Genomic DNA, 12517 nt, shown 5'->3' with positions numbered 1-12517 from the left:
GGTCAGGGGCCGACGGGGCGGGCGGCGTTCGCCTCGTCGACCAGGTGGAGGAAGGCCTCTTCGACGGTGGGGGTGGCGGTGCGCTCGCGGAGGGCGTCGGGGGTGTCGTCGGCGAGCAGTTCGCCCTCGCGCATGAGGAGGAGGCGGTGGCAGCGCTCGGCCTCGTCCATGACGTGCGAGGAGACGAGGATCGTGGCGCCGCGGGCGGCCAGGTCGTGGAAGAGGTTCCACAGGTCGCGGCGGAGGACCGGGTCGAGGCCGACGGTCGGTTCGTCGAGGACCAGGAGTTCGGGGGTGCCGAGGAGGGCGACGGCCAGGGAGACGCGGCTGAGCTGGCCGCCGGAGAGGTTGCCGGCGAGGGCGTCTGCGTGAGAGGTGAGGTCTACGTCGGTGAGGACGCGGTCGACCTCGGTCCGGCGGTGGGTGGCGGCGGACCTGCCGGGGAGCAGGACGGATGCGAAGTAGGCGAGGTTCTGGCGGATGGTGAGGTCGAGGTAGACGGAGGGTGCCTGGGTCACGTAGCCGACGCGGGAGCGGAGCTTGGGGTGGCCTGCGGGGTGGTCGAGGACGGTGAGGGTGCCGGTGACCTTGGCCTGGGTGCCGACGACGGCGCGCATGAGGGTCGACTTGCCGCAGCCGGAGGGGCCGAGGAGGCCGGTGATCTGGCCGCGGGGGACGGTGAAGTTCAGGTTGCGCAGGACGGGGTGGGGGCCTCGGACGACTGTGAGGTCGGTGGCTTCGACGGCGGTTTGCGCGGTGGGTGACGGCGATTTATTCATCACACGATGAATAATCCTCCGGAGGGAGTGGGGCGTCAAGGTGTGGCTTGCGGTGGGGTGGGGGTGGGCCGGGGTTTCGGGGCGGCGGCGGGGGTGGGGCCGTCGGGTCGGCGGGCGGCGGGGTGCCGGGGCGGCGACGGGGGTATGGCCGTCGGATCGGCGCGCGGCAGCGGGGGTCCGGGGCGGCGGCGGGGCTGGAGCCGTCGCATGAGCGGGCGGCACCGGAGCTCCGGGGCGGCAGCGGGGCTGGAGCCCTCGTATCGGCACGCGGCAGCGGAGTTTCAGGGCGGCAGCGGGGCTGAGGCCGTCGTACCGGCGCGCCGCACCGGGGTGCCGCCTTGCCCACCCTGCCGCCCAAGGCGGCAGATTGCCCAAGTCGGCGACGGCCGACCGCAATGGGTGGGGAGCCGTGGTTGGCGGGGTTGCCCGAGGCGGGGCGGCGGCGACCGCAAACGGGTGGGGAGTCGGGGCCGCGGCCGGTCACCCCAGGCGGGAGCAGCGTCGACCGCGACCGGTGAGGAACCGTGGCTGCGGTCGGATCTCCCATGGCGGGGATCCCCTCACCGTTCCGGGCGGGGGGCCGCGGCTGCGGTCGGATCGCCCAAGGCGGTGGCGGCGCCCCGTCGGGCCGACGCCCCCGGAGGGGGCGGGTGGGTGGGTGGGAGATGGGCGGAAGCCGGGCGATCGCCTGCAGGTGGGCAATTTCAGCCCCTGCGGCGATTGAGCAGCGGGGTCCGGGGCGGAGCCCCGTGGCCGGAGGACGGTGCCGGTCCGCAAGCGGCACCCTCAGAGCAGGTGCCGCGGGGTCCCGGGCAGCGCCCCGAGGCCGTAACGGCGGTTCGGCACAATCAGCCCCGCCGGCGCTTGAGGCGCGGGGACCGGGGCGGAGCCCCGCGGCCGGAGGACCGTGCCGGTCGGCAAGCGGCGCCCTCAGGGCAGGTGCCCCGGGGCCGGTAGGGCAAGCGGCGGCCTCGGGCAAGGTGACCGGCGGGGGCTACCGGCGCTTCTTCTTGGCCGGGTTGCCGGCGCGGCGCGCTGTACGGCGGGCGTACTGGGCGCGAGCCGTCTCGTACTCCTCGCGGCGGAGCTTCTCGCCGGGGGCCTCGACCAGGCAGCGCAGGGCGTAGGCGACCAGGACGCCCACGAAACCGATCGCCAGGAAGCCGCGCAGCGACGCCTGCTTCTCGGGGTCGTGCCGCTCGGTGAAGCCGGTGCGGGTACGGGCGAAGGCGAGCGCGCTGCAGACCGCGAACATCGCGATGAGCAGCAGGTTCACGAGGGACCCGACGTCGGCGATCGCCAGCCCCTCGTAGGCGAAGCGCAGCACGAAGCAGCCGGCGGCGGCCAGGACCAGCGCGCCCACGCCGACCGCGGCCCGGCGCAGGCCGTAGTTGCCGCTGTGGTCGACCCAGGTCGTACCGAAGAAGCGGATCTCCTCGGGCTGGGGCCCCGGGGCCGGGGAGGTGCTGGGGGTGCCGGTTTCGTCGCTCACGCCCTCGATTATCACCGGACCCGGCCGCGGGACCCGCAGCCCGGCTCCCCCTGTCCCGCGCCCTGGCGCCCCGCCCCCTCGCCCGGCTCAGGCGCAGCGCGGCGCCACGTAACCGTCGCTGCCCGTCTTCACGTACGTATCGGAGACGTACTCGCCGACGCCGATGTTGTCCCAGATCCGCGACGTGCCGTACGGGCCCGCGACCGTCTCCCCCGGCTTCTGGCAGAAGATCGGCACCTTCGCGCCCAGCGGCAGCACCCGCACGACGCGGTACTGGGTACCGGGGCCGCTGCGGACGTTCACGTTGTAGCCCGGGGCCACCCGGTAGTACATCGCCGCTGCTGCCGCTTCCACGGACTGGCTGGACCGACTGGACTCGTTGGACTCGGCGGACTGTTCGTCTACTGCCATGGCGTTGCGTCTCCCCCGTCGGACGAAGCCCGTTCAGCGTTCATTGAGGGCCCGTTGAAATGTATGTGGTGAGCTTTCGAACACGCAGGCTAGCAAGGCTCGTTCGTCTCGTACGAACCATCGACTAGGCTCCGTGCGTCGCGCGCGCACGCAGATCGCGATGTCATCCACGGGGGTGGGCATGCCGTCACACAACAGCATCGGGACCGGCGCAGAAGCGGAACTTCCGGAGTACGCCGGGCACTACCGGCTCGAGGAGCGCCTGGGCGCGGGCGGCATGGGCGTCGTGCATCTGGCGCGGTCCGCGGCGGGGCTGCCGATCGCGGTGAAGGTGGTGCACGCCGAGTTCGCGGCGGACCCCGAGTTCAGGGGCCGGTTCCGGCAGGAGGTGGCGGCCGCGCGGCGGGTCAGCGGGGCCTTCACGGCGCCGGTCGTCGACGCCGACCCGGATGCCGAACTGCCGTGGATGGCAACGTTGTTCATCCCGGGCCCGACCCTCGCCGAGCACGTCAAACGGAACGGGCCACTGGCGCCCGCCCAGCTGCGGCACCTGACGGCCGGACTCGCTGAGGCGCTGCGCGACATCCACCGCGCCGGTGTCGTGCACCGCGATCTGAAGCCGAGCAATGTACTGCTCGCCGAGGACAGCCCGAAGGTCATCGACTTCGGGATCTCCCGGCCCAAGGACAGCGAACTGCGCACGGAGACCGGCAAGTTGATCGGTACGCCGCCGTTCATGGCGCCCGAGCAGTTCCGCCGCCCGCGCGAAGTCGGCCCGGCCGCCGACGTGTTCGCGCTCGGTTCGCTGCTCGTGCACGCCGCGACCGGGCGGGGGCCCTTCGACTCCGACAGCCCCTACCTGGTGGCGTACCAGGTGGTGCACGACGAACCGGATGTGTCCGGCGTCCCCGAGGATCTGGCGCCGCTGGTCCTCGCCTGCCTGGCGAAGGAGCCGGAGGAGCGGCCCACGCCGGACGAGCTGATGGCCCGGCTGCGGCACATCTCGGCGCGGTACGACACGCAGGCGTTCATACCCGCGCAACGGCAGCCGCCGGCCGAGCAGACCGACGTCAACTCCCTTGAAAACACGCCGAGTTCACCGGAACCGCAGAAGCGCCCCCGACCAAAACGCACCCGCACCCTCGTCACCCTCGCCGGCGTCCTCGCCCTGAGCGGCGCGCTCACCGTGCCTCTCCTGTGGGGCAGCGACTCCGACTCGGGCACCGGCACCCGGACCGCCCCGGCCGGCTCCCCCGCCACGTTCCACCCTTGGCAGCGGAAGCTCGGCTCCGGTGCCGTGCCCGCCTGCTCGTACGGGGCCGGGAGCCTGAACTGCGCCGTGCCCGGCGCGCTGGCCGTGTCGCTGGATCCGCGGGACGGCTCGGTGCGGTGGAAGCGGAAGGCGCCCGGGGGTTCTTCCAGCCGGGCGGCGCCGGTGATGTCGGGTGGGCTGGTGCACGCGCTCACCCCCGACGGGTCCCGGCTCGTCGCGATGGCGGCCGACACGGGCAAGTCCCGCTGGTCGATGGACATTTCGCGCTTCCAGGGGCAGGTGCGCCAGGCGGCGGGGCGGGTGCTTCTCGCGGCGCCCGACGGCACGCTCAGCGCGGTCGACAGTGCGACCGGGAGACCGGTGTGGCGCCACCGGCTCCCCGGGGCATCGACGACGCAGCCCGCCCTCTCGTACGTCGGTGGGGGCCTGGCCTATGCGACGACGCCCGCACCCGACGGGGCGAACACGCTGGTGAGCGCGGTGGATCCGGAGACGGGTGACGTCCGCTGGCAGCAGAGGTCGCCGGGCACAGCGACCCCGATCGGGGTGTCCGACGGGGTCGTCTGGTGCGCGGAGCGGGATGTCTCGAACGAGACCGTCGCGCTCGTCGGCCATCGCCTCACGGACGGGGCGGTGGCACGTCGCGTACGACTGTCACTACCGCTGCCCGCCGCGACGGTGGCGCTGCACGGCGACACCGCGTATCTGCTCGCGGCGGGCGGCGCGCTGGTGGCGCAGGACCTGGCGTCCGGCAAGCAGGTGTGGCGGTCGGAGACCTCGGTGAGCCGGGGCTCTGCGCCCGCCGTCGACACCGCCTCTGACCGGGTGTACGTGACGGCGCCCGACGGCCGGCTGCTCGCCGTGGACCGGCGCACTGGCCGTCCGGTCGGCCAGAGCAGTCCCCGGCCCGCGGGCCGCTCGGACCGGGTGGTGGCCGACATTCCGGCGCCGGTCGTGAGCGGCGGCCGGGTCTACGGGAGCGCGCCGGACGGCACCGTGTTCGGTGCCGCCACGGCGGACGATCCCTAGGGACTACCAGGAACCAGAGGAACTAGCCGAGCTTCGACACGTCGCGGACCGCGCCCTTGTCGGCGCTGGTGGCCATCGCGGCGTACGCGCGCAGAGCGGCCGAGACCTTGCGCTCGCGGGCCTTGGGAGCGTAGACGCCGCCCAGTGCCTCGCGGCGCGCGGCCAACTCCTCGTCGGAGACCAGGAGTTCGATGCCACGGTTCGGGATGTCGATGCGCACGCGGTCGCCGTCCTCGACGAGCGCGATGACGCCACCGGCGGCGGCCTCGGGCGAGGCGTGGCCGATGGACAGGCCCGACGTACCGCCGGAGAAGCGGCCGTCCGTGACGAGCGCGCAGGCCTTGCCGAGGCCGCGGCCCTTCAGGTACGAGGTCGGGTAGAGCATCTCCTGCATGCCGGGGCCGCCCTTGGGGCCCTCGTAGCGGATGACGACGACGTCGCCCTCCTTGACCTGCTTGAGCAGGATCTTCTCGACGGCCTCCTCCTGCGACTCGCAGACGACGGCCGGGCCCTCGAAGGTCCAGATGGACTCGTCGACGCCCGCCGTCTTCACGACGCAGCCGTCCTCGGCGAGGTTGCCCTTCAGGACGGCGAGGCCGCCGTCCTTCGAGTACGCGTGGGCGACATCGTGGATGCAGCCGCCCGCCGCGTCGGTGTCGAGGGTGTCCCAGCGCTCGGACTGCGAGAAGGCCTCGGCGGAGCGCTTGCAGCCGGGGGCCGCGTACCAGAGTTCCTTGGCCTCCTCGCTCGTCGAACCGCTGCGGATGTCCCAGGTGTCCAGCCATTCCTTCACGGAGGACGAGTGGACGGTGTTCACGTCGTCGTTGAGCAGACCGCCGCGGTACAGCTCACCGAGGATCGCGGGGATGCCGCCGGCGCGGTGCACGTCCTCCATGTAGTACGTCCTGGAGCCCGCGACGTTCGGCGCGACCTTGGCCAGGCACGGGACGCGGCGCGAGACGGCGTTGATGTGGTCGAGGTTGTAGTCGACCTCGGCCTCCTTGGCGGCGGCCAGGAGGTGCAGGATCGTGTTCGTGGAGCCGCCCATCGCGATGTCCAGCGCCATCGCGTTCTCGAACGCGGCGTGGGTGGCGATGTTGCGCGGCAGGACCGAGTCGTCGTCCTCGCCGTAGTAGCGGTTCGCCAGCTCGACGACCGTGGCGCCCGCGCGCTCGTACAGGCCCTTGCGGGCGGTGTGCGTGGCGAGCACCGAGCCGTTGCCCGGCAGGGCCAGGCCGATGGCCTCGGCGAGGCAGTTCATCGAGTTGGCGGTGAACATGCCGGAACACGAGCCGCAGGTCGGGCAGGCGTTCTCCTCGATGCGGAGGATGTCCTCGTCCGAGACCTTCTCGTTCACGGCCTCGGACATCGCGTCGACCAGGTCGAGCGTGCGGACCGTGCCGTCGACGAGGGTGGCACGGCCGGACTCCATCGGGCCGCCCGAGACGAAGATCGTCGGGATGTTGAGGCGGAGCGCCGCCATCAGCATGCCGGGGGTGATCTTGTCGCAGTTCGAGATGCAGATCAGCGCGTCCGCGCAGTGCGCCTCGACCATGTACTCGACCGAGTCCGCGATCAGGTCGCGGGAGGGCAGCGAGTAGAGCATGCCGCCGTGGCCCATCGCGATGCCGTCGTCGACGGCGATCGTGTTGAACTCTCGGGCGATGCCGCCCGCCTCGCGGATCGCGTCGCTCACGATGCGGCCGACCGGCGCCAGGTGCGTGTGCCCCGGCACGAACTCGGTGAACGAGTTGGCGACGGCGATGATCGGCTTCCGGCCGATGTCCGCACCGGGTACACCGGAGGCGCGCATAAGGGCGCGGGCGCCCGCCATGTTGCGGCCGTGGGTGACTGTGCGGGACCTCAGCTCGGGCATCGTCGCTCGCTCCTTCAGAGGGATAAAAAATCTGTCTCCCGAGCCTACGCCGCCGATCCGAGCCCTGGACAGAGTGTCCGCATAACGGGACGACTGTCTCACTAAGTGCTCACGGCGTGGGCGTCACGGGGTGCTCACGGCCGTGTCGTCGCTGGGTGCTCACGGTCCCGTCAGGTGGACCTGCACCACGGGGGCGATGCGCGCGATGACCCACTCCAGGTCCGCGGACGCCAGCGGCTCCACCTTGATCACGTAGCGGAGCATCGCCGTCCCCACGAGCTGCGCGGCGGCCAGCGACGCCCGCAGCTCGGCCTCGCCCTCCGGCAGGTCGAGCCGCTGGGCGATCCGTGCGAGCAGCTGCGAGGCGACAAGCCCGCGGAAGACGCCCGCGGCCACCTCGTTGTTCAGCGCGGACCGTACGATCGCGAGCAGCGGCGCCCGGGTCGCGGGCGCGTCCCACACACCGAAGAAGAAGCGCGTCATGCGCTCGCCGGCCCCGTCCAAGGGTCCGTCCACCAGAGCGGCAGGGGCCTCCAGGGCCGGTGCGAGGACCATCTCGATCGACGCGGCGAACACCTGCTCCTTGGTGCCGAAGTAGTGGTGCACCAGGGCCGGGTCCACGCCCGCGGCCTTGGCGATGCCGCGCACCGACGCCTTGTCGTAGCCGCGCTCGGCGAACTCCTCGCGGGCCACGTCCAGGATCCGCTCCCGCATGCCGGGACCGGCGTCCTGCTGCGCGCGCGGGGGCCGGCCCCTGCGGCGTACGGGCTCGGTCATGAACGCGGGACCCGCGCGGCCGACGCCAGGTGCAGGCGCGCGAAGGCGAGGGCCTCCGCCAGGTCGGCCTCGCGTTCGGCACTGGACATGGCGCGCCGCGTATTGACCTCGATGACGACGTGCCCGTCGAACCCGTTCACGGCGAGGCGGTCCAGGAGTTCGGCGCAGGGCTGCGTGCCACGGCCGGGGACGAGGTGCTCGTCCTTGCCCGATCCGCTGCCGTCGGCGAGGTGGACGTGGCCGAGACGGTCTCCCATCCGGTCGATCATCTGCATCGCGTCGGTACGGGCCGTCGCGGTGTGGCTGAGGTCGACCGTGAAGTGCCGGTAGTCGTCCTTGGTCACGTCCCAGTCGGGGGCGTACGCGAGCATCTCGCGGTCCCGGTAGCGCCACGGGTACATGTTCTCTACGGCGAACCGCACATCTGTTTCCCCCGCCATCCGCCAGATGCCTTGGACGAAGTCCCGTGCGTACTGGCGCTGCCAGCGGAACGGAGGGTGTACGACCACGGTCGACGCCCCCAGCTTCTCCGCGGCGGCCCGCGCGCGCTGCAGCTTCACCCACGGGTCCGTCGACCACACGCGCTGCGTGATCAGCAGACATGGCGCGTGAACGGCGAGGATCGGGATGCGGTGGTAGTCGGAGAGGCGGCGCAAAGCCTCTATGTCCTGGCTGACGGGGTCGGTCCAGACCATGACCTCGACACCGTCGTAGCCCAGGCGCGCGGCGATCTCGAAGGCCGTCGCCGTCGACTCCGGGTAGACGGAGGCCGTGGAGAGCGCGACCTTCGCATCCGGGATGCGCACCACTGGTTCTGCCACGGGGACAGGGTACGGCCCCCGTGTCGGGGCGGGGGCGCCCACCCGGATCATCGCGCCGTCCGGCGGCTCGGGGCCACCCGATCCCACGTCTCGGGGCGCTGCCCCGGGCCCCGCTGCTCAATCGCCGCAGGGGCTGGAAAGATCGGGGCTCTGCCCCGGACCCCGCGACTCAATCGCCGGCGGGGCTTAAATTGCCCACCCGGCGCACGGACCTGAGTCACTCACCAGCCGCACGGGCCGTCGCCGCAGGGGCTTGAATTGCCACCCGCCGCCGGAACTCGATTTGCCCGCCCGGCAAGGCCCTATTGCGTCGGCATGTGGTCCAGGCGGCGGAGGATGACGCCCTCGCGGAGGGCCCAGGGGCAGATTTCGAGGGTTTCGACGCCGAAGAGGTCCATCGCGCCCTCCGCCACCAGCGCTCCGGCGAGCAGCTGGCCCGCTCGGCCCTCGGAGACTCCCGGTAGTTCGGAGCGCTCCTGGACGGTCATCGCGGCGAGCTGCGGCACCCAGTCCTCCAGGGACTTCCGCTTCAACTCCCGTTGTACGTAGAGGCCTTCCGCCGACCGGGCCGCCCCGGCGAGGCGTGCGAGCTGCTTGAACGTCTTCGACGTGGCCACCACGTGGTCCGGCGCCCCGAACCGGGCGAACTCCCCCACCGTGCGCGCGATCTGCGCCCGCGCATGCCGCCGCAGCGCCTTCACGTCGTCCGGATCCGCCGGGTCCCCCGGCAGCCAGCCGGCCGTCAGCCGCCCCGCCCCGAGCGGCAGCGACACCGCGGCGTCGGGCTCCTCGTCGATGCCGTACGCGATCTCCAGGGAGCCGCCGCCGATGTCGAGCACCAGCAGCCTGCCCGCGGACCAGCCGAACCAGCGCCGCGCCGCAAGGAACGTGAGCCGCGCCTCTTCCTCGCCGCTGAGCACCCGCAGTTCGACGCCGGTGGCCTCCTTGACGCGCGCGAGGACGTCGTCCGCGTTGCTGGCCTCGCGCACCGCCGACGTCGCGAACGGCAGCAGGTCCTCGACGCCCTTGTCCTCCGCGGCCTCCAGGGCCTCTCTGACCGTCCCGATCAGCAGGTCCACGCCGTCCTGCCCGATCGCCCCGCGGTCGTCGAGGAGTTGGGCGAGGCGCAGTTCGGCCTTGTGCGAGTGCGCGGGCAGCGGGCGGGCGCCGGGGTGTGCGTCCACCACCAGCAGATGGACCGTATTCGAACCCACGTCGAGGACACCGAGTCTCATGTAGGGAACGCTACTGCTCTGTACGGCGTGCCCGTCCAGGAAGGTCCGGTGGAACGCGTCAACGCCCTTACTCTGGAACGGTGCCAAAGACGAAAAAGGCCAAGGCCGACAAGAGCGACAAGAAGACGAAGTCGGCAAAGCAGGAGCTGAAGAAGCAGAAGGACCAGCAGAAGGACCTCCAGAAGCAACCGAAGCAGCGGGCCAAGGCGGACGAGAAGCCCATCGACTTCCCGCGCGCGTGGGTCGAGTTCCCTGATCCGGCGGACGACGAGCAGATCTTCCGCTGCGATCTGACATGGCTGACCTCTCGTTGGAGCTGCATCTTCGGCAGCGGCTGCCAGGGCATCCAGGCGGGCCGCGCCGACGACGGCTGTTGCACGCTCGGCGCCCACTTCTCCGACGAGGACGACGAGAAGCGGGTGGCGGAGAACGTGGCACGCCTCACGCCGGACATCTGGCAGCACCACGACGTCGGCACCGAGACCGGCTGGGTGTCGACGGACGAGGACGGGGAGCGCCAGACCCGCCCGTACGAGGGCTCGTGCATCTTCCAGAACCGGCCGGGCTTCAAGGGCGGCGCGGGCTGCTCGCTGCACATCCTGGCGCTCAAGGAGGGCCGCGAGCCCCTGGAGACCAAGCCGGACGTCTGCTGGCAGCTTCCGGTCCGCCGTACGTACGAGTGGATCGAGCGGCCCGACGACACCAAGGTGCTCCAGGTCTCGATCGGCGAGTACGACCGCCGTGGCTGGGGCCCGGGCGGCCACGACCTGCACTGGTGGTGCACGTCGGCGACCTCGGCGCACGGCGCGGGCGACCCGGTCTACGTCAGTTACGGCCCCGAGCTCACCGAGCTGATGGGCAAGGCCGGCTACGACAAGCTGGTCGAGCTGTGCGAGGAGCGCCTCGCGGCCGCGCCCAAGGGCCTCCCGCTCATCGCCCCGCACCCGGCCGACCCGGCGTAACGCGCGCATCCGGGGTCCGGGGGCGGGCCTCAGGGAGTCCCTGAGGGAGACCCCGAACCCCCGGTCTCCGAGGGCGACCCCGGGTCGGACGGGGTCGCCGAGTCGGAGGGCTCCGGGTCGCTCGGGCTCGGCGTCGAGCTCTCGGTCGGCTCCGGCGTCGGGTCGGGCGAGGAGTGCGTCGGCGTGGGCGTCGGCCTCGGGTGGCTCGGGGACGACGGGACGGAGTGGGACGGCGAGGGCCGCGAAGTGCCACCGCCGGAGCCGGAACCCCCGTACCCCTCAAGGGAGATGATCGCCCCGGAGGGGTCGATCCCGACGTGCGCCGTCCAGTGCCCGCGCGGCTCCCGGTACTCGTTCACGTACACGTGGATGGTGAGCGACTCGCCGGGGCGCAGCGTGCCCGCGGCCTGGCTCAGGTACAGCCATGACGCGTCCGTGGAGGCGGTCCAGTCGACGGGCGAGCGGCCCGAGGCGGTGAGCGTGATCGCCGTCGAGTTCCCGCTGGGCTGCGCCTCCACGGTGATGCGGCCGGGGCCGCGCCCCGCGCGCGTGGGCGGCGAAGTGACCTCTACGGAGACGTCGGGCGAGCGGCTGCCCGCGGTGAAGCTCGGGTCGGGGCTCGTCCGCGCGTTCCCCGCGTTCTCGTACGCGCCGCCGGTCCGCTCGCCGTCGAGGCTGTCGGCCGTGCCGTCCTCGCTGGCCGTCACGGAGCGCCCGTCCGCCGCCTCGCCGGTCAGCGGGGCGCCCCGATAGGCGGCCCACAGGGCGAGCACCGGGGCGGCGACCACGGTGGCGACCACGGTCGTCGTCACGGCACGCGAGCGCAGCCGGTCGCGGCGGGCCGCCCGGTCCTTGGGATCCATCGGGTAGCCGCGCCGGTCGAAGCGCGGGGCGCCCGTGGGCCGGCCGTGCATCGCGTGGTGCAGGGCCGCCCGCGGGGCCTCCACCAGGGGCAGCGCGGCCGGTGTCACCGTGGTGCCCGGCCAGGCGCGGGGCGCGGCGCGCTCGGCGGTGCGGCGGCAGCGCGGGCAGTCGTCGACGTGCCGGACCAGCTCGCGGCGCAGGGCGGCCGAGAGGAGCACCTGGTTGTCCCCCGTGAGGCGGGCGACGCTGGGACAGGTGCCGGTCTCGACGACGGCGAGGGCGGCGCGCGTCCGCTCGACCTCGCAGGCCGCGGCCGAGAGCAGCTCGCGGGTGGCGGTGGGGTCGGTGCCGAGGACGGCGGCGACCTCGCGCGCCGACAGTTGGTGGCGCACCGCCAGCTCCAGGGCCTCGCGCTGCTCCGGGGTCGTGCCCGCGGCTTCCGGCCAGGCGAGCTGGGCGAGCTGCCGCCTGCGCTCCTCCTGGAGGAGACCGTCCTGGGGGCGGCCGCCCTCCTGCGCGCTCTGACGCCGCCGATTGGCCTCGGCCAGACGGCGCAGGCAGGACCAGCGGGCCAGCGCGTAGAGCCAGGCCCTGCGCTCGGCCGGCGAGTCACCGGCGGGGGCGCGGGAGCCGCGTCGCTCCGCGAGCGCGAGGGCGTCACCGAGCGCCGATGTCGCCTCGTCGTGATCGCAGAGCACGGAGAGGCAGTAGGTGAACAGGCCGTCCAGACAGGACTCGTAGCGGGCGGGCGGGCGCTGCGGGGCGGTGCGCGGCTCCTGCCGCCTCGCCCCGGCGCGGTGCGCCCGGTGTGCGCCGGTGGTCTGTGTGGGAGTTTCCGGCCTGCTGCTCATCACCGTGCGACCGTAGGCTCACCACGCGGGGGCTTCCTCCCCCTTGAGCACATTTAATCCTTACGGGTGAAACGATCCCTCAAAAGAGGACAGGAACCCGTCATTCCGTGGCCAGCGCGGCTACGCGGGGCGACTTGGCGACGGTGG

10 protein-coding genes are annotated in these 12517 nt (G+C 72.7%); 2 read left to right on the top strand and 8 right to left on the bottom strand.

Annotated elements, in window-relative coordinates:
• Positions 1 to 2 precede the first annotated feature (2 nt).
• The 3 genes from ACOKM3_RS23600 to ACOKM3_RS23590 all read right to left on the bottom strand — a co-directional run bounded on the left by ACOKM3_RS23600 (position 3) and on the right by ACOKM3_RS23590 (position 2682).
• Positions 3 to 779, bottom strand: coding sequence for an ABC transporter ATP-binding protein (locus tag ACOKM3_RS23600; protein ID WP_426903027.1), 777 nt, complete (start codon positions 777 to 779; stop codon positions 3 to 5).
• A 994-nt stretch (positions 780 to 1773) separates the two neighbouring features.
• Complete coding sequence (locus ACOKM3_RS23595; protein ID WP_426903026.1) at positions 1774 to 2271, bottom strand: EamA/RhaT family transporter; 498 nt, start codon at positions 2269 to 2271, stop codon at positions 1774 to 1776.
• Between the two features lie 87 nt (positions 2272 to 2358).
• A complete protein-coding gene (locus tag ACOKM3_RS23590; RefSeq protein ID WP_426903025.1) occupies positions 2359 to 2682 on the bottom strand; it encodes an SH3 domain-containing protein in 324 nt (107 codons plus the stop codon).
• A gap of 181 nt (positions 2683 to 2863) precedes the next feature.
• Here ACOKM3_RS23590 and ACOKM3_RS23585 point away from each other — a divergent pair, with 181 nt between their 5' ends.
• Complete coding sequence (locus ACOKM3_RS23585; RefSeq protein ID WP_426903024.1) at positions 2864 to 4984, top strand: protein kinase domain-containing protein; 2121 nt, start codon at positions 2864 to 2866, stop codon at positions 4982 to 4984.
• A 22-nt stretch (positions 4985 to 5006) separates the two neighbouring features.
• Here the strand turns inward: ACOKM3_RS23585 and ilvD are convergent, their stop codons facing one another.
• The 4 genes from ilvD to ACOKM3_RS23565 form a co-directional block, all read right to left on the bottom strand.
• On the bottom strand, positions 5007 to 6860 hold the full coding sequence (ilvD, locus tag ACOKM3_RS23580; RefSeq protein ID WP_426903023.1) for a dihydroxy-acid dehydratase: 1854 nt from the start codon (positions 6858 to 6860) through the stop codon (positions 5007 to 5009).
• A 159-nt stretch (positions 6861 to 7019) separates the two neighbouring features.
• Positions 7020 to 7637: a TetR/AcrR family transcriptional regulator gene (locus tag ACOKM3_RS23575; protein ID WP_426903022.1), complete on the bottom strand. Its 618-nt coding sequence runs from the start codon at positions 7635 to 7637 to the stop codon at positions 7020 to 7022.
• Complete coding sequence (locus tag ACOKM3_RS23570; RefSeq protein WP_426903021.1) at positions 7634 to 8458, bottom strand: sugar phosphate isomerase/epimerase family protein; 825 nt, start codon at positions 8456 to 8458, stop codon at positions 7634 to 7636. The genes ACOKM3_RS23575 and ACOKM3_RS23570 overlap by 4 nt, the downstream gene beginning before the upstream one ends.
• 302 nt (positions 8459 to 8760) lie before the next feature.
• Entirely contained in the window at positions 8761 to 9693 is a 933-nt protein-coding gene (locus tag ACOKM3_RS23565; protein ID WP_426903020.1) for a Ppx/GppA family phosphatase, read from the bottom strand.
• An 80-nt stretch (positions 9694 to 9773) separates the two neighbouring features.
• Between ACOKM3_RS23565 and ACOKM3_RS23560 the strand changes: the two genes are divergently transcribed.
• Positions 9774 to 10655, top strand: coding sequence for a hypothetical protein (locus ACOKM3_RS23560; RefSeq protein ID WP_426903019.1), 882 nt, complete (start codon positions 9774 to 9776; stop codon positions 10653 to 10655).
• Between the two features lie 29 nt (positions 10656 to 10684).
• On the opposite strand, the gene ACOKM3_RS23555 is transcribed toward ACOKM3_RS23560, so the two are convergent.
• The gene (locus ACOKM3_RS23555; RefSeq protein WP_426903018.1) at positions 10685 to 12373 is read right to left on the bottom strand and encodes a BACON domain-containing protein; all 1689 of its coding nucleotides are present in this window, start codon (positions 12371 to 12373) and stop codon (positions 10685 to 10687) included.
• Positions 12374 to 12517: the final 144 nt, after the last annotated feature.

The sequence above is a fragment of the Streptomyces nidicola genome (assembly GCF_050106155.1).
Taxonomy (GTDB): domain Bacteria; phylum Actinomycetota; class Actinomycetes; order Streptomycetales; family Streptomycetaceae; genus Streptomyces.
The sequence above is the reverse complement of the archived record's forward strand: the minus strand, read 5'-3'. Positions and strand labels throughout refer to the sequence as shown.